A 21,469-nucleotide genomic window follows, 5' to 3' on the forward strand; every position below is an offset into this window, starting at 1 on the left:
TGATTTTTTTTGGAGAACTGCTAAAAAAGCTTTATTAGAGTGGTCTAATTTTAGAGTTGCAAGCGTTGATAACAAACTTTTTAACCCAAACACTAACCAATTATAAATCAAGACAATTACCAATTTCCTTTTTCAAAATAGGTAGATGTTTTGAAATAATTGCCCAGATAACAACATCATCTACTTTGTCGTAAGCATGAATTACCCAGTTTCGGGTATCTACAATCTGCCTGGCATTTGTTATGTTCAAATCGGGACATAAATTCAATGCACGGTTCATTGCCTCACCAATAATCTCTAATTCTCTTTCAATCCCCCTGCGCAGCAGTTTGTTATTCTGGTACTCGAAGAAGTCCCTTCGCCCGCCTAAGTATTCATCAATTGAGGTTTTTATATCGTATAAGTATTTTCTAACTTCACGCTTCATAAATCAGGGATTTTGTTTCATTTACACTCTCAATAAAATATGGATTTGAAAGTGAGCGTTCTGTAACAATGTCTATTTCCCGGTTAAAAATCTCTCGAAGCTTATAATGAAGGGTAAAATAATTATCGGCATATTCTTCATGAGAAATATTATCCAAAAAAGAGATAAGGAAGTCGATGTCACTATCTTCTCGGGAATCACCTGATACGACTGACCCAAACGCATAAAGTCGTTTGATTTTAAGCTGCTGACATAAACGAATTATGTCAGATTTTTTATTGTCCAGGATTGCGTTCATAACTCATTTTTAAATCAATCAGATTTTGTTTAACTTATTTTGTTATGTAAGCTCCATGAGTTTCACACAAAAAAAACGTGGTTTTCTTTCTCATGAATATTTCAAATTTAAACAAATTTGAAATAATTATCCCATGCTACTCTGTAGACTTTAATTGAATATATAGCTCCTCTAGTTGATTTTGGTGAATAGGTGAAGGCGAGTCGATCATTACGTCCCTGGCAGCGTTGTTTTTGGGGAATGCAATGACATCGCGAATGGAATCCAGCCCTGCAAAAAGCGAAACCCAGCGGTCGAAACCAAATGCAATTCCTCCGTGAGGTGGTGCACCATATTTAAATGCGTTCATTAAGAATCCGAACTGGTTTCGTGCTTCCTCATCGGTGAATCCAAGAACTTCGAACATTCTCTTTTGCAATTCGCTATTGTGAATCCGGATGGAACCTCCGCCTAATTCCACGCCGTTGATAACAAGGTCATAAGCATCCGCACGAACCTTCCCGGGGTCACTGTTGAGCAATTCCAAATCGGTCTTAACCGGCGATGTGAAGGGGTGATGCATGGCATAAAAACGCTGGGAGTCTTCATCCCATTCAAGCAATGGGAAATCGACTACCCAAAGTGGGGCAAAAACGTTTTTGTCGCGCAAGCCTAACCTGTTACCCATTTCAAGACGCAGTTCACTCAATGCATTGAGTGTTTTTGATTTTGGCCCAGCCAAAATCAAAAGCAAATCTCCGGGTTTGGCCTCAAAGATATCAGCCCATGACTTTAGCTGCTCAGCATCAAAAAACTTATCGACAGAAGACTTCAAAGAACCATCTTCATTATATTTCACATAAACCAATCCCTGCGCTCCTATTTGCGGTTTTCTCACAAAATCGGTCAGTTTATCCAGATCCTTTCTGCTGTAATCGCCGCATCCACCGGCGCAAATACCACCAATGTATTCTGCATCGTCAAACACCTTAAACCCTTTGCCCTGAACCTGAGTTGTCAGATTTTTGAAAGTCATCCCGAAACGAATATCAGGTTTATCCGAACCATAGAACTCTATGGCGTCGGCATAACTCATTCTTGGAAAATCGTCTTCAATATCAATGTTTTTTACTTTACGAAACAAATGTTTCGTAAGTCCTTCGAAAGCGGACAAGACTTCCTCGCGGCCAACAAAAGCCATTTCACAGTCAATCTGTGTAAACTCAGGCTGTCGGTCGGCACGTAAATCCTCGTCCCTGAAACACTTTACAATTTGAAAATAGCGGTCGTAACCGGCCACCATCAATAACTGCTTAAATACCTGTGGCGATTGCGGAAGCGCGTAGAACTGTCCGGGATGAACCCTGGATGGCACAACAAAATCGCGTGCGCCTTCGGGAGTGGACTTGATTAGAAATGGTGTTTCAACATCCAAAAAACCTTTTTCGCTGAGGTAATTTCGGATTTCAATGCCCATTTGATGGCGCAGCTCCAGGTTGCGGCGCACGGGAGTGCGACGCAAATCAAGATAACGATATTTCATTCTGAGTTCGTCGCCGCCATCGGAATCATCTTCAATGGTAAAAGGAGGCAACTCCGATGGGTTCAGAATCTCAATTTCATCAAGAATAATTTCGATTTCTCCGGTAGGTATTTTGTTGTTTTTGCTGCTTCGCTCGGCAACTGTCCCGGTAATCTGAATCACAAACTCGCGACCCAACTCATCAGCTTTTGCAGAGAGTCCGCTTTTTGATTCAGAATTAATAACCAACTGGGTGATGCCATAACGGTCGCGCAAATCGATAAAGGTCATGCCTCCAAGATTACGAACACGCTGCACCCATCCGCTCAGGGTTACGTTTTTGTTTACATCTGCAATTCTGAGTTCACCGCAAGTATGAGTTCTATACATGATTTCTGTTATTTTATAATTCTGTTGAAAGAGAAAAACCCTTCCGACTTCTTTCGTTTTTTACATTTTCAAATATCTTTGCGAAAATAGAAAGAAAAAAAAAGAAACGCACACAATCGTTTATGAGATTTATCTCATAAACGAATATTCCCGACATTAAAGAGATTGATTATGGATAAGATTGATTTTACCGACAGATATTTTATGCAACAGGCATACAAAGAAGCTCGTGAAGCTTTTAGTAAAGATGAAGTCCCTGTTGGAGCAGTAATCGTGAGCAAGGGACAAATCATTGCCCGTGCACATAATCTCACCGAAACGCTAAACGATGTGACAGCCCACGCCGAAATGCTGGCCATTACATCAGCTGCAGAAACATTAGGCGGAAAATATCTAAATAACTGTACGCTTTATGTAACCCTTGAGCCATGTGCCATGTGTGCCGGAGCTTTAAGCTGGTCACAAATAGGCCGAATTGTATTTGCAGCTCCGGATGAGAAAAGAGGCTTCTCCAGATTAACGCCATCTCCTTTGCATCCAAAAACGGAAGTTGTATCAGGAATAATGGCAGAAGAGTGTAGCTTGTTGGTAAAAGAGTTTTTTGGTAAAAAGAGGTAGTTTGCAACCATTTTTGAAAACTTAGACAAATTATCTATCTTTATGTAGAAAAAATCCAGAAATGACAGCAACCACCATAACCTCATCGCCCAATATTGAACTGGCTCGTCAATTCATAGAAAATACAGGAAAAAACCTCTTTTTAACAGGCAAAGCCGGCACGGGAAAAACAACCTTTCTACGACAAATAAAAGCAAACTCCCCGAAAAGGATGGCCATTGTAGCTCCCACAGGAGTAGCAGCCATTAATGCCGGAGGGGTTACCATCCATTCCCTTTTTCAACTTCCGTTTGGCCCACAAATTCCCTACCATTACCTCCCGCAAACGCAACCAACTCCTGAATCGAAATTTCGTTTTAGCAGGGAAAAACTCAACATTTTAAGAAGCATTGACCTATTGGTAATTGATGAAATTAGTATGGTTCGTGCCGATTTACTGGATGCCATAGATGGCGTTTTGCGTCGATACAGATATAGAAACAAACCCTTTGGCGGAGTTCAACTTTTAATGATAGGTGATTTACAACAGCTGGCACCCGTTGTAAAACGTGAAGATTGGGCCATGCTGGAACAGTATTACCCCGGGCCATTCTTTTTCCAAAGCAAAGTTTTGCAGCACCACCCTGTTGAAACCATCGAGCTGACACATATTTTCCGACAAAACGATGAAGTCTTTATTGATTTACTCAATGAAATTCGAGAAAATAAACTATCTACCAAAGGACTGCAGATTCTTCAAAAAAGATACATTCCCGAATTTAAAGCTCCAAAAGGATATATTACGCTCACCTCCCACAACAGGCAAGCCGATGAAATTAATCGAAAGAATCTTGATGCCATAAAAGGGTCGCCATTGGTTTTTAAAGCCCGGTTAGAGGGCGAATTCCCGGAAACCAGCTATCCCAACGACTATGAACTGAAGTTGAAACCAGGGGCACAAGTAATGTTTACAAAAAACGACACATCTTTCGAAAAACTCTATTTTAACGGGAAAATCGGAACCATAGAACGAATAGTTGAGGAAACAGTTTACGTAAGATGTTCTGACCCTGACATGCTTCTTGAGGTTGAGCCCGTGGAGTGGCAAAACTACAAATACACGCTGAACCAGTCCACCAATGAAATTGAAGAAGAAGTGGTTGGAAAATTCATTCAATATCCTTTGCGTCTGGCATGGGCCATCACCATTCATAAAAGTCAAGGGCTTACTTTCGACCATGCCATTATTGATGCCAATGCGGCATTTGCGCATGGGCAAACCTACGTGGCACTGAGTCGCTGCCGCACACTGGAAGGAATGGTTCTTACTTCCCCCATCGACCAGAAGAGCATCATCTCCAGTAGTTCAGTGAACCATTTTATTCATAAATCCACCTCCAATCCGCCCACATCTGAAACAATAAAAAGTTTTCAGCTGGAATATGAACGAGAGCTGATATTTGAACTATTTGATTTTTCACAGCTTAACCGTCGGTTAAGCCGCCTTCATAAAGAGATTTCCCAAAATCACAAGGTGATTTTTGGGAACTTTCCCGATGCAATGAATGAACTTTTGCTGCAATTCAGAGAGAAAATTCAATCCATATCAGAGAAATTCAATCAACAACTCAATTACCTGCTGTCTCTTCAACTTCCGGCAAACGAAAACCAACAATTGCAGGAGCGCATTAAAAAAGCAGCAGAGTATTTTCTGCCTCAATTGGAAGTACTGTTTAGTCCGATTTTGAATGAGCCCGATTTTGAAACAGACAATAAAGAGATTCGAAAGATCATAAACGACCAGATAGAGAACATCCTGAAAAGTTATACCACCCATCATCACTGCCTGGACGCATGCCGGGAGGGATTTTCCATTGCATCCTACCTTGCAGCTAAGTCCGTTAGCAACATTGAGAAGAAGTTGAAAAAAGCGAAGCAGACTTCTAAACAGACGCAAGCTTCGTCGGTATCTGAACGGCCTGATTTATACAACCAGCTTCGTGATTGGAGGAACCAGCAGGCCGAAGAATTAAACCTGCCCCATTACATGATTTTACAAACTAAAACCATGGTAGATTTGGCCAACAGGTTGCCTTCTTCAATTAAAGAACTACATCAGATAAAAGGATTTGGGAAACGAAAAACCGAGCAATTTGGGAAGCAAATACTGGAACTGATTCAAACATATCGTAAAGACCATAACATCGGAGAGGCAGAATTGGATTTCACTCCTCTTCCGGGAAAAACGAAGAAAAAACCCACATGGGAAACCACTCTGGAAATGTTTAAAACAGGAGTACAGCCTGCTAAAATAGCACAAAAACAAGGCCTTGCTGTTTCAACCATTTACGGCCATCTGGCAAAAGCCGTAGGAATGAAAGAGATAGATGCCGAATCAGTATTGAGTAAAGATAAAATTGACATCATCTCTCAATGGGTTGAAAAACATCAAACTTATTCTGTTACCAGTGTATTTAAAGGCCTCAACAGAAAATACACCATGGAGGAAATAAAAATAGGCATGGCAGCAGTCAGGTCCGGCTATTAAATTAAAACCACCTCCAGGCCATTATCATAAACTTCTTCTTATTATCCACCTGACACCAAACCCGACCAATAGCAAAGCTATTCCCGAAATGATTACTTGCAATGGCAAAGCTACCGACATGGCCAGGCATCCAATGAGACCTAGAATCGGAATTGCTTTTCCGTATAGTTGTTCATGTTTGGGTTGTTTAATGGCAGATAAATTTGCTATACTGTAGTAAAGCAATATGGTAAAAGTAGCAGAACGAACAATGAATTCAAAAGTGCCAAACCATGTTAACAACAAAATAACAAAACCGGTAAAGATGATTCCAATATGGGGTACTTTGTATCGGCTGTGAATCTGTTCAAAAAAGGTAGGAAGATCATTCCTCCGCCCCATGGCTAATAACATCCGGCTGATGCCCAAAATCTGACTCAACAAAACTCCCAACATGGCGGTAGATGCTCCAATGGTAACCACCATGTTTATGCCCGGAGCCGATAAGTTTGAAGCTACAACCTGTAATGGAGAAGAACTCCCGGCCATGTTTTCATAACCTATAACACCCACTGCGACAACTGAAATGCCGGCGTATAAAATGATGGCGGAGATAATGGTGATGATAACAGCACGTGGAATTGTTTTTTCAGGCTCTTTAACCTCCTCAGCCAAAGTGGCGATGCGTGCATACCCGGTAAATGCAAAAAACAGCAAAGCAGCAGATTCGGCCACTCCCGGCAAGCCAAAAGGCGCAAAAGGAACAAAATTGTCTTTTTGCACAAATGTAATACCTCCCGCAAAAAGGTATATTAACGACAGGAGCGTTACTGACACAATAATCAGATTTAATTTACCGGCCTTCTGAATTCCAAAATAGTTGGCAAGAGTGAGAAGAACAACAGCTGAGACAGAATAAAACATTGGTGACAACACCGGCACCAATTGGTAAAAATAGCTCCCAAAGCCAATGGCAACAACTCCGGCAGCCGATAGTTTACTCAACAGGAACATCCATCCGGCTGAAAACCCCATGGCTGGTGAAAGTAAACGATAGCCATATTCATAAGTTCCCCCCGATTGAGGATAGACAGCTGCCAATTGAGCCGAACTTAAACCATTAAATGTGGCAATAATCCCGGCTACAACCAACCCTACAAGAAATGCAGCTCCTGAAACTCCGGCAGCCACGCCTGTTACAACAAAAATCCCTGCTCCAATAATTGCACCTAACCCTACACCCACGGCATCTTTCAACGTAAGTGCACGAACCAATTCATGTTTTGTCATTTGCACCTAGCCAATTCGATTACTTAACCTGGTTATCCTTAAACTCATTTATTACAGGAGTTGCAGCATCCATATCTTTCTCCTGAATGAATAAATCAACCGTTTCAGGTGGTCCTCCATAGAAACCTGCGGCTACTCCGGATTTGAAATTATCCTTTATCATGGAAGTAATACCTAATTCCTCAAGACGACCTTTCAGAAGGAGGACTGTGACCTCGCTTGCGGTGAATATTTTTACGATGTTATCGTCAGACATAAGCTTAATGTTTTTTGAGATAAGTAAAACGATTCTTTGATTGTGAAGGTAAGATACAAAATCTCTGTTATTGCGACAACGATTCTTTTTAACAAATGGTTAAATATTTAAAAGCTACGTAAAGTGTACACTTTACGTAGCTTTCTTTTAAATCATTCACCCCATATCAAAACAAAAAGGACTATTCTTTTACATCTCTTTTTTGTGCCGGTGAAGTGCCCTGACTTGGATCATTAATTAGTCGTTTGGTTAGAAAACCCTGAGGATATGAAGTAACATAGTCTTTTCCAAACAATCGGTTGTGTATGGTTACGTTTTTATAAACATCCCAATCGAATTGTCCTCTCGATCTGAATACTAACGTAATGACCGAAGAAGTGATTACAATAAAAGTTGAATAGAGAATGGCAAGCCAGAGCATCTGACTCTGAACAGGCTCATGGAAACTCAATAGAATCACTGCAAATGCCACAGGCCCGTTCTGGATTCCTGTTTCCAAAGAGATGGCTCTTTGAAATAAGGGGTACATGCCAACAGCACGTGAAAACCAATAGCCAAAGAAAAAGCCAATTAAACCCAGGCCTAATGCGCCGATATAAACTTCCACAGGCGTTTTCATAAACAGACTTCCATGCCGGGTAAATGCGGTAAAAACCAGGTAAAGGATGACAATAATACCAACAAAACCGGCAGTATCTTCAGCCGTTTTGGCCCAATCCGGCCATTTTCGTCGAATGATCATTCCTAAAAGAACCGGAATGAGAACCAAAACCAGAGAACTGACGATGTTTCCGGTAGGGATAACAAACGTGCCGGTTCCACTGGCCTGCATCTCTGCATTGATTTGAGCAGTAAATCCTGAAGTATAGAAGCCAAGAAGAATTGGCATCATGATTAATGCCAACAGCGTAGAGGCAATGGTCATGGAAATGCTCAGAGCTACTGAGCCCCTGGCAAAATAAGTGAACATATTTGAGGTTGTTCCACCAGGTAAACATCCAATTAAAATTAATGATATGGCAAATGCAGGATGGAAATTAAAAATTGTAGCAATTGAAAAGGCTATTAAAGGCATTAACCCAAATTGAGATAAGAACCCGATAAAAACGCCTCTCGGACTTCTCGCTACTGCTTTAAAATCATCGATGGTAAGACTGGCTCCCATCCCCAGCATTATAACAAAAATCATTAATGCCAGTAAAATCTGATCGTGAGCGTATAGTAACTGTGTATTGAACTCCATTTTTTAAAATCCTTTTATTGTGTCCGATGCGAATAATTCCTCAATAACATGGTTATACTTCTCTTGTATAACATGGCGTTTAAGCTTGTGCAGATTGGTTAATTCCTCTCCAACCTGAAACCCGTCCGGTAACAATCGGAAATCTTTAATTTGCTGATATCTTACAGATCCATTCGACGTCATACGCCTAATTTCCTCCCTGATAATTTTCTGAACCTCAGGATTAACTATAAGCTCTTTCCCTGAGTTCACAGGAATACCAATTTGGTGAAACTCTGATAAAACCGGCACAATTAGAGCACTAATGAATTTCTTATCCTGACCAACCAGCATACAATGATCAATGTATTGGCTTTGTTGCAACCTCATCTCAATTGGTTCCGGCTCCACATTTTCACCATTTGAAAGAACTATGGTGGCCTTGCATCGTCCCAAAATTTTCAGACAATTGTTATGGGTTATCATGCCCAAATCACCAGTTTTCAGCCATCCATCTTTAATGGTCTGAGCAGACAACTCAGGCTCTTTATAATATCCTTTCATAACCTGAGGCCCTTTTATCCAAATTTCACCTTTTATTCCTCGTCCGGTATATGGAAGACCTTCATTTGGATATAAGGTATCTCCAGAAATAGGATCAACAATTTTGATCTTCGTTTCTGGCAAAGGAGGACCAACAGTTCCTACAACTAAATTATTTGAAGGTCTTACGGAAATTACAGGAGAAGTCTCTGTCATTCCATATCCTTCGAGAACCGGAATCCCCACATTATTAAAGAATTGATCTATCTCAGCTGGCAAAGCACCTCCACCTGAAATCGTCGTTTTTAGTGCTCCTCCCGCTCCAAGTCTGATTCTTTCCAGAACTGCCACATTAAAAAATCCGTACCAAGGTAATACCATTACCCAACGCAAAAGGTGTAGTGGCAGCAAAAACCAATGTTTCCAACTAGGTTGATGCTGCAACTTTAAATATCTGTTGGTAATAAAATATTCAGAAGCCTTAAACTGCTTTGATAAATAGTATGCAATATGAAATAGAATTTGCCGGACAGGATGGGAGGATTTTACTCCTTTTATTATCCGTTCATGCAGCTTTTCCCAAACCCGTGGTGCTGATGCCATAAATGTAGGTTCCACATTTCGCAAGTCCTCTCCAAGGGTCTTGACACTTGAGTAGTAAGTGCAACCGCCAAAACTAATGGTGTACATTTCAATTACCCGTTCAAAAACATGCCAAATTGGTAAGATAGAAAGAACACGATCGTTACAGTTATGAATACCAGGTAAAGTTTTAATCTGGGATATTATATTCGAATGCGTCAACATCACGCCTTTAGGCGTACCTGTTGTTCCTGAAGTATAAATCAATGTAAAAAGATCTTCAGGTTTGATGTCCGCCATTCGAATTTCCGCCTGTCTGTCTCCATCGATTCTCAACCTTGATCCCAGATTAAGCACATCAATTAATTTCCTAACGCCACTTTCTGCATGTCCATTGGGATCCAGAAGAATGATCTCTTTTAGCGATGGCAATTGATCACGTAACTCCAATACTCTCCTCTGAAGGTCAACAGTTTCAACAAAAGCAAAACGGATACCAGCGTGATTGATGATGTATACTAGTTCTGAATCTGTAACATCGGTACCCCTTGGAACGTCAGCAGCTCCGCAAAATTGAACGGCGTAGTCGGCCAACATCCATTCATATCGATTATCTCCAAATAATCCGATATGTTCTCTTGCATTTACACCCAGTTCAATCAAACCTGTTGCCAGATCCATTCCTTGCTCATACAATTCGCTGTATGAAACAGGTTGCCACTCCAGAGCCCTTTTTCGGGTTGCAAAAGCAGGTAAATCACCATAAAATCTGGCGGCTTCCCGATAAAACAATGCAAGATTCTCTGCTATAATTCTTTTACTCATAAACGAGATTAATTTTCCTTTTCGAACAATTTGTTCTACACAACCACCCTTTGCACAGCACTGATCACCAGTTGTTTACTCGAACCGAGCAACAAAAATAATCATTTACATTCAAAAACAACATTTAACGTTGTAAAAAAGTTCAAAAACAGGTGTATGATAAGCATCAAAACGTTGTCTTACTCTGAAAATCAAAACCTTTCATCACAAAGGAAAATGTGGTGAACAAAACAATATTTTACTTGAATGCATAATCAAGCCCTTTGGCGACAATTTTCTCTCTCGAAAATTTTGATGGTATTGGTCTTTTGTGGGGTGAGGTCTGATAAATGAATATTATATGAGTCAGGTTCTTTTTCAGCTCTATTAACCTCAAAATATTCCATCATGCCAGATGGTAGTAATAAGGGATCAATCCAAAATTGGAACAAAAAAAAAGAGAGAATATCTTAACGATAATCTCTCTTTTCTATTTGGTGACTCAGCTGAGGCTCGAACTCAGGACCCCATCCTTAAAAGGGATGTGCTCTACCAACTGAGCTACTGAGTCATCCTTGTGCGCTGTGTATTTTTCTCAAACGCGTTGCAAAAATAGGGTGTTAATTTTAATCTCGCAACAAAACCACCTAAAAAAAATGCTATTTTTCGTTACTAAAACCTCAACGCAATCATAAAACTCATAAATATAAGCCTTTGTAGTTCAAAAAAACTTTGCTTTCAATTCAATATTTCTTAAATTTAGAAATATTGTGCACCTAAATAAGAACAATGGAAGTTAAACGAGTACCTGCTGTTGCGGGGTTGTTCTATGAAGATAACCCTGCTCTATTGCTTGAGCAGATCAAATCTTTATTTGCAGGTACAGAAGTGCCAGTTGGAAAAGACCATGTCAAAGCACTGATTTTACCTCATGCAGGTTACATATTCTCAGGAGAAGTGGCTGCAACCGGAATTAATCGAATAAACCCCGATTCGAGATATGATAATATTTTCCTGATTGGAACCAGTCACAGAATGAGTTTTAATGGAGCCTCTTTATATCAAGGAGATTATTTTATCACCCCACTTGGAGCAATTCCTGTGAATCATGAACTGGTTCAAACTATTTCCTCAGAATCACCCTGTTTTAACTTTAATTCTGATGCCCATATAAAAGAACACTCGCTTGAAGTTCAGTTGCCTTTGCTTCAATACCATCTTCAATATAATTTTAATATTGTCCCAATCCTGATTGGGACAAGGAGCCTCGAGATTTGCGGAGAAATTGCTGCGGTTTTAGAGCCCTATTTTAATCAAAATAATCTATTCATTATTAGTACTGATTTCTCCCATTACCCCAATTATAATGACGCCGTTGAATTAGATACAGAAACAGCTAATGCCATCATAAAAAACAATCCTGAACTGCTTTTAAAAACTTTGGAAAAACATGATAAAGAGAATACACCTGGTTTATCAACATCTCTATGTGGTTGGTCTTCTGTTTTGACTTTAATGAATATGACAGAACACAACACCAACCTTAAGTATGCCCATGTTCAATACAAAAACTCCGGGGATTCACCAATCGGGGACAAGGCTGGGGTAGTTGGTTATCATTCCATTGTTATAACCGAAAGCCAAAATGAGTTCGCATTATTGAAGAGCGAGCAGGAGTGGTTGATTCGGTGTGCTCTTAATGGCATTGAAGATGCCATTAATTCACGATCAACTAACTTACCTGAAAATGAAATACCCGATGGGGTGAAAATATATGCAGGTGCTTTTGTGTCGGTATATTTAAATAACGAACTCAATGGTTGCATAGGTCATATAGGTAGCGATGAACTACTTTGGAAGAATGTTTTAAGATGCGCAAGGGCTGCAGCAACAGAGGACAATCGATTCTCAGCGATTGTGCCAGAAGATTTCAACAAAATCTCAGTGGAAATTTCAGTGTTAACGCCACCCAAGATGATTGATAACATTGATTTGATAATTCCCGGCAAACATGGGATTCTGATCAAGAAAGGCTCACAGCAGGGAACTTTTTTGCCACACGTGGCAAAAAAAATGAATTGGAACACATTGGAGATGCTTGAGCATTGTTCTCGCGATAAGGCGAAAATCGGGAAAGACGGATGGAAAAAATCTGAAATCTATATTTACGAAGCGATTGTTTTTAAAAGCAATCAAGCATGAAGTAAATCATTCTGAACTATAGAATGAATGACAAATACATTGGTCTAATGACTCAATTTCATACGGCGTTATATTGGAAGCCGGGTGCAGATGGCGTTAATTGTTACTTATGCCCTCATCATTGTCAATTAAAAGAGGGTGAAACCGGTTTGTGTCGCACCCGCTTAAATTACAAAAACAGACTGGTAACTTTAGCATGGAATAATCCTTCTGCGATAAATATTGACCCCATTGAGAAAAAACCGTTGTTTCATTTCCTTCCGGGACATCGAACTCTGTCCATAGCAACCAATGGTTGCAATTTGCGGTGTCTTAATTGCCAGAATCATCACATCAGTCAATGCGCACCCGATACAAATACAGGCAAAACTGTTCCATCTTCAGATCTTGTGAATATCGCTCTAAGGCATTCATTGAAATCAATTTCATACACCTACACAGAGCCCGTGGTATATTATGAATATATGCAGGATGTGGCCGAAAAAGCAGCGGAGAATGGCCTGAGAAATGTGATGGTATCTTCAGGATATATCAATCCAAAACCACTTAAGAATCTTCTACCTCTTATTGATGCCATTAATATTGACTTGAAAGCATTTGATGAAGATGTTTATCAAAAATTATCAGGGGTGTCCCTTAAATCCGTATTAAAAAGCCTAGAGACCATTCTGAAATCCAATACATGGCTTGAAATAACCTATCTGGTTATTCCGGGTTTTTCAGACAATTTAGAGCATATTGAAAAAATGTGCAGATGGCTAAATGAAAATGGATTTGACAAAACGCCCATTCATTTCTCGAAGTTTTTTCCTGCTCATGAACTAAGTCATCTTCCGCCCACTTCCAACCAATCTATGTTTAATATATTGAATATTTCAAGCACTTGTGGATTAAAATATAATTATATAGGAAACCTGCCAGGTAATAAATTCGAAAACACATATTGCCACAATTGCGGCAATATGGTTATGGAGAGAAGTGGGAATACTATATTAAGCAATTCCTTGTCTTCAGGCTTATGCCAAAACTGCAACTACTATATACCAGTACTTCAATAATATAAAACAATACTATTCTTCTTACTGATCATTCTTCAGAAAAATCAATGATTACTGATGTTTGTCCTAACTTTTTCATCATTGATCAAAAGAATGCTGCTTTTCATCTATTCTTTTTAAGATGTTCGATTTCAAATTTTACTTTTGTCGAGTTAATATTTTACATAACTTATTAATCTTAATCAATTAAAAAGATGAAAAACACCAGATTCCTTTTCGTGCTGATGTTGGCACTTAGTTTTGTATTTAGCAGTTGCGATGATGATATCAGAACCTCTGCTCTAACCATTGATATGCACGAAGAAGCTACCATAACCGCTTATTTCTATGCAGAATTAAACAAGAAGCAATTAGGTCTTGAGTTTGCCCCTGATGGCACTGAGGTGCTTGTTTCAATAAGCTACGGTGATTTAAACCCAGGTGCAGGTTCAGGTAACTGGACAAAGACAACAGCCATTCAGAATGGGAAAATTGAAGTAACTGTCCCCGCAACCACCTCAGGTGTAACTGTGACTTTGCTTCCAGCCGAATTTGAGTATGAGCAGGCTCAGGAGCAGGGTGCTGCCAATGACAGGATCCCAAAGATTTTCAAAGTGACTTCAGGAAACACCATTAGCAATGTGCGTTCTGGTCAAAACAGATACCATCAGGTAATATATAATACTCAGGAGACTTTTAGAAATTTCAGCGAAACCGTAGTTGCCAGAATCAGAGTTCAGGCAATTTTTAATGAGGAAACCTCTGAACTTGTAGATGCTCCAAACACAACCTCAGTTACTGCATTCACTACTGGTGCTGATGGAAAAGGATGGGCTGCGACTGCCACGGTTGGAAGTCAGGGCGTGCTGGAAATTACTGTTCCCAAAGGAGAGCAGGTAAGTTTTGAGTTCATCGCAGATAAACGAGTTACAGATGCGGAAAGCACTACCGGTTACAGCACAAAGAGGTACAAATTTTCTGCTTCAAGAACATTCAACTCTTTTAACCCTGTTGCGGCACCTGTTACTTTTAGTTCTCAGCTTTGGGAGTAAGTAGTTTCAATGTTAAAGTAATAATGAATTTAAAGAACATCGAAAAACAGATCTGATGAGAATAATAATTTCTATAGCACTCCTTTGTCTTATCTTTGCCCCATCATTTGCGCAAATAAATAATGATGGTATTGAACATATTGATAATCAGGAGAATGCAACACAAACCAGACATGCGAGCGAATATTTCCCTGAAGCAGGGGATATTGCGATTGGATTTGATGCCACTCCGTTCCTCAACTACGTTGGGAACATGTTTAACGGAGCTACCACCAACTCTCTAAACCTAGGCGATAATACGTTGCATTTTAGATATTTTTTGACTGATTATACTGCGGCTCGTGTTGCACTAAGAATCAATAGTCACCGATCAATGGATGCGTTTTATTTGGACGACCAGGCAGCTCAGGCTGTTGATCCTTTAAGCCGCAGCCAGGTTGAAGATCGTAGAATAACTTTAAGCAATAATTATCAACTGAAGGTTGGGTATTTAATGTTTAGAGGCGAAAATCGTTTGAGAGGATTCTTTGGCGGAGATGTTTTTGTTGGATATGAAAAACAACGCCGTGAGTTTGAGTATGGGAACCAAATGACAGCTTTAAATCCCAGCCCTCTTACTGTTTCAAACTGGAATAATGGTAATGCAAGTAACAGCTCGTCTAGAGTTCTTGAGAGAACAGGAGGATCATCTCTTAGTCTTGGATTAGGAGCTGTAATAGGTGCAGAATACTATCTGTTGCCTAGAGTTTGCATTGGTGTTGAAACAGGCCTTGTTTATGGTCAGACTTTCTATGGACAGGGAAACCATCAAAGTGAGATTATGGTGGGAAGTACTCTTGTTAAGGAAAATTTTGAGGATTCACCAAAAAGCAGGAATAGAGACGCATTTACCACTTTTCCTTATACTTTCGGGAATATGTTCTTGATGATACATTTTTAGTGATCACAGATGTAATACTGTTTAATCATTATTTAAAGGACTGTCTATATAGACAGTCCTTTTTTATGCGATATCTTAAGTATATATTTGTATTAAAATATATGCATTTGAGAGCCAAATACACATACTTTATATTCGTCTTTATCCTCCTTTTTCCGGTGGTGGTGTTCGGACAGCAGGAATCTGTGGTTAGAAAAGTAAAGTTTAAAGGAAACTATAGCTTTTCTAATAAAGAACTGATGAATGAGATATCCTTTTCGCATGGCAGGTGGATTACCCGGAAGTTGTTGGGGAGAGAAGCTTCATATTATAGCGATGATGCATGGGACATGAATGTTCGAGAGTTAATTCATTTTTACCAATCTCAAGGTTTCATGCATATTAAAGTGCATGAGCCCAATGTAAAGTTAAGCCGTAACCGGCAAAGAGCAAAAGTTACTTTCGTCATTTCAGAAGGAGATCCCGTTATTATTGAATCAGTTGAATTCAGAGGTGAAAATCCTGAAATAAACAAAGAATTAAACGATCAGGCCGAAACACGAAGAAGTGTGCTGGAAGCCCGAAAAGGAGAGCGATTTCAGGATAACAAGATATGGAACGATCGGGATCGTATTACCCGTTTTTTGGTTGAAAAGGGGTATGCATATGCTGAAACAGAGCCGGAAATAAGAGCCGATACAGCGCGAAATAATGCAACTGTAATCTGGCAGCTGTCACCCGGGCCGGTAAGTTATTTTGGCGAGGTTATCATTGAAGGAAATCAGCGCACTCCAACAAATATTGTCGAACGCCAATTGGCTTTTAGCCATGGTGATTTATACAGCAGACAAAAGCTTAATAGGTCTCAACAGCAGGTTTATCAGTTAGGAACGTTCCGTGTTGCCTCTGTCAGAGCCCGGCTCTCCAGGGATTTTCATGATACCATTCCGGTGCATATTTCTATTACAGAAGCACCACAAACCTCCACAAGGGTTGGGGTGGGTTATGGTCGAGAAGATCAGTTCAGAACATTTGTTGATTTTCAGGTGTTGAATTTTACAGGAGGAGCCCGACGCCTAAATCTTTTTGCCAAACATTCGGCGCTGGAACCATACCGCTTTGAAGCAACTCTGACTCAGCCTGCTGCTTTTAGTCCCAACTCAACTTTGGCGCTGTCTCCATCTGTCCGAAGGATGAAAGAACCCGGGTTTGAATTGTTTACCTACGGAGCGAACATCTCTCTTCTTCAAAGAATCAGTGAAAGAGTCAGCGGTTCATTCAATATTTATTACGACAACGTAAACCTTGACACAACGTCAGTGGCATTATTTGAGGATTCTGATTTTTTGGCAAAAACATATTCAAAAAGTGGTGTAGCTACTGGTCTCTTTTATGACAGCAGTTCTCCCCGATTTGACCCCACGCGGGGATGGATGATTGCCTTCAATGCCAGAGCCAATAGTTTTATTTTCACCGGCGATTATCCGTTTTTAAAATATCAGATAGAAGTTAAAAACTATCAACCATTTTTAGAAATTGCTACTTTGGCCACAAAAATAAAGGCAGGGACTGTTCACTCAGTAGGGAACAATACAGCTATCCCGGTTGAGGAACGTTTCTTTTCAGGTGGTAGTCGCTCTGTTCGCGGGTGGGCGCGGCAACAACTCGGACCTACAGATAGCAATGGAATTCCCGTTGGTGGAAAATATTTGTTTGAAATGTCGGTTGAACCGAGAATAAAAATCGTTGGGCCGCTTAGTATTGTAGCTTTTATGGACGCCGGTAATGTTTGGCAAACTTTTGACGATGTAGGCGCTGAAAATATACGATTTTCTGCAGGTGGAGGAATTCGTTTTGCTACACCAATTGGCCCGGTGGGTGCTGATTTAGCTCGTCCGGTTTGGGATACCTCCTCCAGCTGGCAATTTCACATAAATATAGGACACGCGTTTTGATAATATGAAGAGATTTTTCAACATATCGATATGGGTTATTCTTTCACTTTTCTTTTTAGTGATGGGGTCGCTTGTTTTTACCCAGACTGCGCTGTTCCGAAACCTGGTGAAAAATCAAGCCGAAAACATCATCAATAAAAATGTGAATGGCAAGATTAGCATCGGATCTATTCATGGAAACTTCCTTACTCAAATTGAGATTCATGAAATATATGCTTCATTGCCTGATGGAGAACCATTGCTCTCTCTCGATAAAGTAAGCTTAAAATATTCGCCTTGGCATTTGCTTAAAAGCGTCATCAAAATTGATGTCATTTTAATGGAGCGACCTGAGGTTTTTCTTCGACAGGAGAATGATTCGGTATGGAATTTTCATCACTTTCTGCCGCAGCAGGAACATCCAAAGGCTGTTCCTGATTCAACTCAGATTAAACCATTTCCATTTTCAATTCAAATTGGATCCTTTCATCTTTCAAATGGAGATATCCATCTGGCCATGAAAGACACCATAATCCCCGATCGAATTGAAAATCTCGACATCAATCTTAATGGTTCATATAGCGGTGAAATACTAAAAGCCTCATTGAACAACATATCATTTAAAACACAAAACCCCGACCTTGAGTTAAGAACATTGACACTTTTATTTGAAACCAACTTTCAGAAATACAACATTCGTAATTTCTATCTGGAAACAGCACATAACTCCATAAATGCAAATGCTTTGTATGAAGGGATGGATGCTTTCGATGCTGACTTAAACTGGCCTTCGGTTAAAACGGAAGAGTTCGCATTTGCATTGCCGGACATTGTAATTCCGGCAAATCCTGACTTTTTGTTTAATGCCGCCCTCAAGGATGACAGGCTAACATTCAGTTTGGGATTAAAATACCATAAAGAGGAGATTCAGGTTTCAGGGCATGCTGATGGCTTTAGTGCTTTATCGGACAGTAGCCGACGAGAAAATGTCATTGTCAATCTGGACTTGAGAGTTGATAATTTCATTCCGGGGAACTGGATTGAAACAGTTGATTTGCCGCTGTTGCTGAACACCCGGTTAAACATCAGCGGAAACGGACTTACAACCAACAGCCGGCCGATGCGAGTGAGGGGAAGTATTTCGGGGACAAAATGGGAAAACTATCTTCTGGAAACCGGAGATATCGATATCACCTATCTTGCCGGAGATACCAGAGCCATTATTAATATCCTTGGAGATTTTGGGAGTCTGTCAACCATCGCTTCGCTTAACATCAATGATCCAAATGGCCCATTCGTTGCGAATATAAAAACAGACAACCTGGCTATTCACCAGATTTTGCCTGAAGTTGTTGACAGCACATGGGTAACTCTGCAATTAGATGCAGAAGGCGAAGGTGTTGGAACCGATAACATGACAGCCCGTTTTGAAGGATTACTATTAAATTCAATAATCGAAAAAGTGCCTATTGACTCCATGTTTCTTTCAGGTCTGTTTGCAGATGAATTGCTGACACTTGATACGCTGATGATTAAGAATCAGTCTGTGGATGTTAAACTTAAAGCAGATTATTCATTGAGCGGAGATGTTCATGCTGATTTGTTTGCAGAGATTTACAACACCAAGGCCTTTTCGGCCTGGTTTTCCCAACCTGCGGATTGGGAAAAACTCTCGTTGAACCTACAGGCGCATGGTCATACCGACAGTCTGACAGTATCTTTGTCAGGCCAGTCTTCACATCTGAAACTGGACACAACATTTACTGTTAACTCCCTTGAATTTATCGCGTCAGGTCAATTAATAAAAATGAAGCCAGACGTTGAGCTTTCGCTTTTAGCGACCGGAATCATTGCTTCTGGAAATGAAATAGACACACTCACTCTTGCAGCCGAATACGGAGATGCTCATTGGAAAGCACTCGTTACATCCATTTTGCCTGAAAAAATGAAGTTGATTCTGGATGCTTCTGGGAACATAGGAGATGTAATGGAAATTGAATTGCACCAATTGGATTTCGATTCTCCTTACACGGATATAGCCCTGATGGATCCGCCGGGTCGAATCACTTACAGTGATTCAATCATTCAATTGCAAAATTTTGGGTTGTATGATAAAAATAACGAAGATTTTCGTCTGAGAGCTGAAGCCATGTTTCAACATGGAGACTCATTGAGGTTGAGTACATCCATTCAGAATTTTAACCTGGAATTGCTCTCATGGTTTGGAATTTCTCAGACATATATCAAAGGTTTAGCCAACTTGGATATTTCTGTTGAAGGAAACCGTAATGGTTTCCGCATTGATGGTCACTCTTTGCTGGATGATGTAGAGTTGGAGCCACTTGCTGTATCAAGAATCACAACAAACATCCATTACCCCGGCGACACGGTGAAGATTGAAACTACCATATATAACCGATCTGACGAATCCATCAACATCAAAGCCGAAACCCCACTCATCATGAGCCTGAGTGACAGTCTTGTGATTTCCTGGCCACAAACAGTCAGAACTCATCTGTGGGCCAATCAAACCAGACTTAGCGGTTTCTTTCAGAATTTGCCAGGCATTGATCAGCCAAAGGCATTAATGACGATCAACTTAATTGCCGATGGGCACATCGATGATCCTCACGTAAAAGGATCCATTGATATTATAAATGGAGAAGTGCCTTTGCCGCGGTTTGGAATAAATTACAATGACATCCGTTTAAAGCTTTTGGTTGACGGAACCGACATTGTTCTCGACTCCCTTTTTGTAAGGCATTTAAATGGATCGATGCTTGCTCAGGGAAAGGTTGTGATGGACTCCACCTTGTTTTCGGGCAGAGTTAAATCAACCGATGTGTCAATGAGAGCCCGTCAGTTTTACGTTACCCGTCATCGTGATTTTGAAGCGCAGATTAATGCAGATGCCTTTTTCAGGGATGTTGATGACAATCCCCGCTTTGGAGGAAACATAAGGGTATTGCGTTCCAGTTGGAATTTGCCGGCCATTATGCAACTGGCCCATGACGAAACCGAGTTGAACGATCCATTATTGGTGCAAGCTGTTCGGCGAGAACAAATGGCCGAGACAGAAGCCCCCGACACCATTCGAATCAGGGAGGTACGCGAAAGAAGAACTGGATTGATGGATCAGCTCACTGGGACCATTAAATTGAACATCCCGCGGAACACCTGGATTCGTTCACCTGACATGCAAATGGAGCTATTTGGAGATTTAGACATTGTTAAAAACAGTGAAATCTTTGAACTGTTTGGTAATCTGGGAATTCATCGTGGGTTTTATACTCTTTATGGAAAAAGACTGACGATTCGTCAGGGTGAATTAAATTTTACCGGTGGTGATACTTTTGATCCCATTGTGAATCTTCGCGCCGAATATGTATTCAGATCGCGTGACAGAGTCCGGCACGTGCTGACTTTGATTGTGTCGGGAAGAGCTACCGATCCTGAAATTAGGTTTGAGTTAGACGGTAATGATATCACCGAGCAGGATGCCATGGCATATTTATTGTTTGGACAACCCTTTGATGAACTTAGTTTTGGTAACCAGGAAGGCGTTTCAAACGCCGTTCCCTCAAGACTGCTTACCGGTTTGGTTTCAGCACAGCTGACAAGAACCATCGGTTCAACGTTTAATCTTGATATGATTGAGATTGATGCCGGCGACAATTGGCAAAATACGACCTTTATGGTGGGGAAATACATCACCAACAACCTCTTTGTAACCTATCAAAGAAGTTTTGGTGAAGCTGGAAGTGATGCTATAACGCCGGAAACCATTACTTTGGAATATGAAATCAGCCGGCGTCTTTCGTTGAGGCTGATGCAGGGAGATGTAAAGGACTCTGGAGTGGACTTGATTTTAAAATTTGAAAGGTAACA

Annotated in this window: 15 protein-coding genes and 1 tRNA gene; 8 read left to right on the forward strand and 8 right to left on the reverse strand. The window is 40.5% G+C overall.

Going from position 1 to position 21,469, the window contains the following annotated elements; all coding sequences use genetic code 11:
• Positions 1–100: 100 nt before the first annotated feature.
• The 3 genes from EV194_RS15445 to aspS form a co-directional block, all read right to left on the reverse strand.
• Positions 101–427: a HepT-like ribonuclease domain-containing protein gene (locus tag EV194_RS15445; protein WP_132435203.1), complete on the reverse strand. Its 327-nt coding sequence runs from the start codon at positions 425–427 to the stop codon at positions 101–103.
• Positions 417–725: a nucleotidyltransferase family protein gene (locus EV194_RS15450; RefSeq protein ID WP_132435205.1), complete on the reverse strand. Its 309-nt coding sequence runs from the start codon at positions 723–725 to the stop codon at positions 417–419. Before EV194_RS15450 ends, EV194_RS15445 begins: the two co-directional genes overlap by 11 nt.
• A 136-nt stretch (positions 726–861) precedes the next feature.
• On the reverse strand, positions 862–2,616 hold the full coding sequence (aspS, locus tag EV194_RS15455) for an aspartate--tRNA ligase (RefSeq protein ID WP_132435207.1): 1,755 nt from the start codon (positions 2,614–2,616) through the stop codon (positions 862–864).
• Between the two features lie 171 nt (positions 2,617–2,787).
• On the opposite strand from aspS, the gene EV194_RS15460 reads away from it, so the two are divergent.
• Positions 2,788–3,234: a nucleoside deaminase gene (locus EV194_RS15460; RefSeq protein WP_132435209.1), complete on the forward strand. Its 447-nt coding sequence runs from the start codon at positions 2,788–2,790 to the stop codon at positions 3,232–3,234.
• Positions 3,235–3,295: 61 nt separating this feature from the next.
• A complete protein-coding gene (locus EV194_RS15465; protein WP_132435211.1) occupies positions 3,296–5,761 on the forward strand; it encodes an HRDC domain-containing protein in 2,466 nt (821 codons plus the stop codon).
• A gap of 24 nt (positions 5,762–5,785) precedes the next feature.
• Here the strand turns inward: EV194_RS15465 and EV194_RS15470 are convergent, their stop codons facing one another.
• The 5 genes from EV194_RS15470 to EV194_RS15490 form a co-directional block, all read right to left on the reverse strand.
• Positions 5,786–7,030 carry an APC family permease gene (locus EV194_RS15470; RefSeq protein WP_132435213.1) on the reverse strand — a complete coding sequence of 415 codons (1,245 nt, stop codon included), beginning with the start codon at positions 7,028–7,030 and terminating at the stop codon, positions 5,786–5,788.
• Positions 7,031–7,049: 19 nt separating this feature from the next.
• Entirely contained in the window at positions 7,050–7,286 is a 237-nt protein-coding gene (locus tag EV194_RS15475; RefSeq protein ID WP_132435215.1) for a putative signal transducing protein, read from the reverse strand.
• A gap of 181 nt (positions 7,287–7,467) precedes the next feature.
• On the reverse strand, positions 7,468–8,529 hold the full coding sequence (locus EV194_RS15480; RefSeq protein WP_132435217.1) for a bile acid:sodium symporter family protein: 1,062 nt from the start codon (positions 8,527–8,529) through the stop codon (positions 7,468–7,470).
• A 3-nt stretch (positions 8,530–8,532) separates the two neighbouring features.
• Positions 8,533–10,458, reverse strand: a complete 1,926-nt coding sequence (locus EV194_RS15485; protein WP_132435219.1) for an AMP-dependent synthetase/ligase — start codon at positions 10,456–10,458, stop codon at positions 8,533–8,535.
• Positions 10,459–10,932: 474 nt separating this feature from the next.
• Positions 10,933–11,008: transfer RNA gene (locus tag EV194_RS15490), tRNA-Lys, on the reverse strand.
• A gap of 218 nt (positions 11,009–11,226) precedes the next feature.
• Between EV194_RS15490 and amrB the strand changes: the two genes are divergently transcribed.
• The 6 genes from amrB (at position 11,227) to EV194_RS15520 (ending at position 21,467) form a co-directional block, all read left to right on the forward strand.
• The gene (gene amrB / locus EV194_RS15495; RefSeq protein ID WP_132435221.1) at positions 11,227–12,639 is read left to right on the forward strand and encodes an AmmeMemoRadiSam system protein B; all 1,413 of its coding nucleotides are present in this window, start codon (positions 11,227–11,229) and stop codon (positions 12,637–12,639) included.
• Positions 12,640–12,686: 47 nt separating this feature from the next.
• On the forward strand, positions 12,687–13,697 hold the full coding sequence (gene amrS, locus EV194_RS15500; protein WP_165921912.1) for an AmmeMemoRadiSam system radical SAM enzyme: 1,011 nt from the start codon (positions 12,687–12,689) through the stop codon (positions 13,695–13,697).
• 194 nt (positions 13,698–13,891) lie between these two features.
• Positions 13,892–14,728 (forward strand): hypothetical protein, encoded by an 837-nt coding sequence (locus tag EV194_RS15505; protein ID WP_132435225.1) that lies wholly within the window; start codon positions 13,892–13,894, stop codon positions 14,726–14,728.
• A gap of 55 nt (positions 14,729–14,783) precedes the next feature.
• A complete protein-coding gene (locus EV194_RS15510; protein ID WP_132435227.1) occupies positions 14,784–15,668 on the forward strand; it encodes a hypothetical protein in 885 nt (294 codons plus the stop codon).
• Between the two features lie 101 nt (positions 15,669–15,769).
• Positions 15,770–17,602, forward strand: coding sequence for an outer membrane protein assembly factor BamA (gene bamA, locus EV194_RS15515; RefSeq protein ID WP_165921913.1), 1,833 nt, complete (start codon positions 15,770–15,772; stop codon positions 17,600–17,602).
• Positions 17,603–17,606: 4 nt separating this feature from the next.
• Entirely contained in the window at positions 17,607–21,467 is a 3,861-nt protein-coding gene (locus EV194_RS15520; RefSeq protein ID WP_132435231.1) for a translocation/assembly module TamB domain-containing protein, read from the forward strand.
• The last annotated feature ends 2 nt before the right edge of the window (positions 21,468–21,469 follow it).

The organism is Natronoflexus pectinivorans (assembly GCF_004345615.1).
Lineage (GTDB): Bacteria > Bacteroidota > Bacteroidia > Bacteroidales > Marinilabiliaceae > Natronoflexus > Natronoflexus pectinivorans.

Bases quoted from the DNA above. Each gene is read 5' to 3' on its own strand.
- EV194_RS15445 (WP_132435203.1), bottom strand. From the start codon at position 427: ATGAAGCGTGAAGTTAGAAAATACTTATACGATATAAAAACCTCAATT.
- EV194_RS15475 (WP_132435215.1), bottom strand. From the start codon at position 7,286: ATGTCTGACGATAACATCGTAAAAATATTCACCGCAAGCGAGGTCACA.
- bamA (WP_165921913.1), top strand. From the start codon at position 15,770: ATGCATTTGAGAGCCAAATACACATACTTTATATTCGTCTTTATCCTC.
- aspS (WP_132435207.1), bottom strand. From the start codon at position 2,616: ATGTATAGAACTCATACTTGCGGTGAACTCAGAATTGCAGATGTAAAC.
- EV194_RS15470 (WP_132435213.1), bottom strand. From the start codon at position 7,030: ATGACAAAACATGAATTGGTTCGTGCACTTACGTTGAAAGATGCCGTG.
- EV194_RS15510 (WP_132435227.1), top strand. From the start codon at position 14,784: ATGAGAATAATAATTTCTATAGCACTCCTTTGTCTTATCTTTGCCCCA.
- amrS (WP_165921912.1), top strand. From the start codon at position 12,687: ATGACTCAATTTCATACGGCGTTATATTGGAAGCCGGGTGCAGATGGC.
- EV194_RS15450 (WP_132435205.1), bottom strand. From the start codon at position 725: ATGAACGCAATCCTGGACAATAAAAAATCTGACATAATTCGTTTATGT.
- EV194_RS15485 (WP_132435219.1), bottom strand. From the start codon at position 10,458: ATGAGTAAAAGAATTATAGCAGAGAATCTTGCATTGTTTTATCGGGAA.
- EV194_RS15505 (WP_132435225.1), top strand. From the start codon at position 13,892: ATGAAAAACACCAGATTCCTTTTCGTGCTGATGTTGGCACTTAGTTTT.
- EV194_RS15480 (WP_132435217.1), bottom strand. From the start codon at position 8,529: ATGGAGTTCAATACACAGTTACTATACGCTCACGATCAGATTTTACTG.
- EV194_RS15460 (WP_132435209.1), top strand. From the start codon at position 2,788: ATGGATAAGATTGATTTTACCGACAGATATTTTATGCAACAGGCATAC.
- amrB (WP_132435221.1), top strand. From the start codon at position 11,227: ATGGAAGTTAAACGAGTACCTGCTGTTGCGGGGTTGTTCTATGAAGAT.
- EV194_RS15465 (WP_132435211.1), top strand. From the start codon at position 3,296: ATGACAGCAACCACCATAACCTCATCGCCCAATATTGAACTGGCTCGT.
- EV194_RS15520 (WP_132435231.1), top strand. From the start codon at position 17,607: ATGAAGAGATTTTTCAACATATCGATATGGGTTATTCTTTCACTTTTC.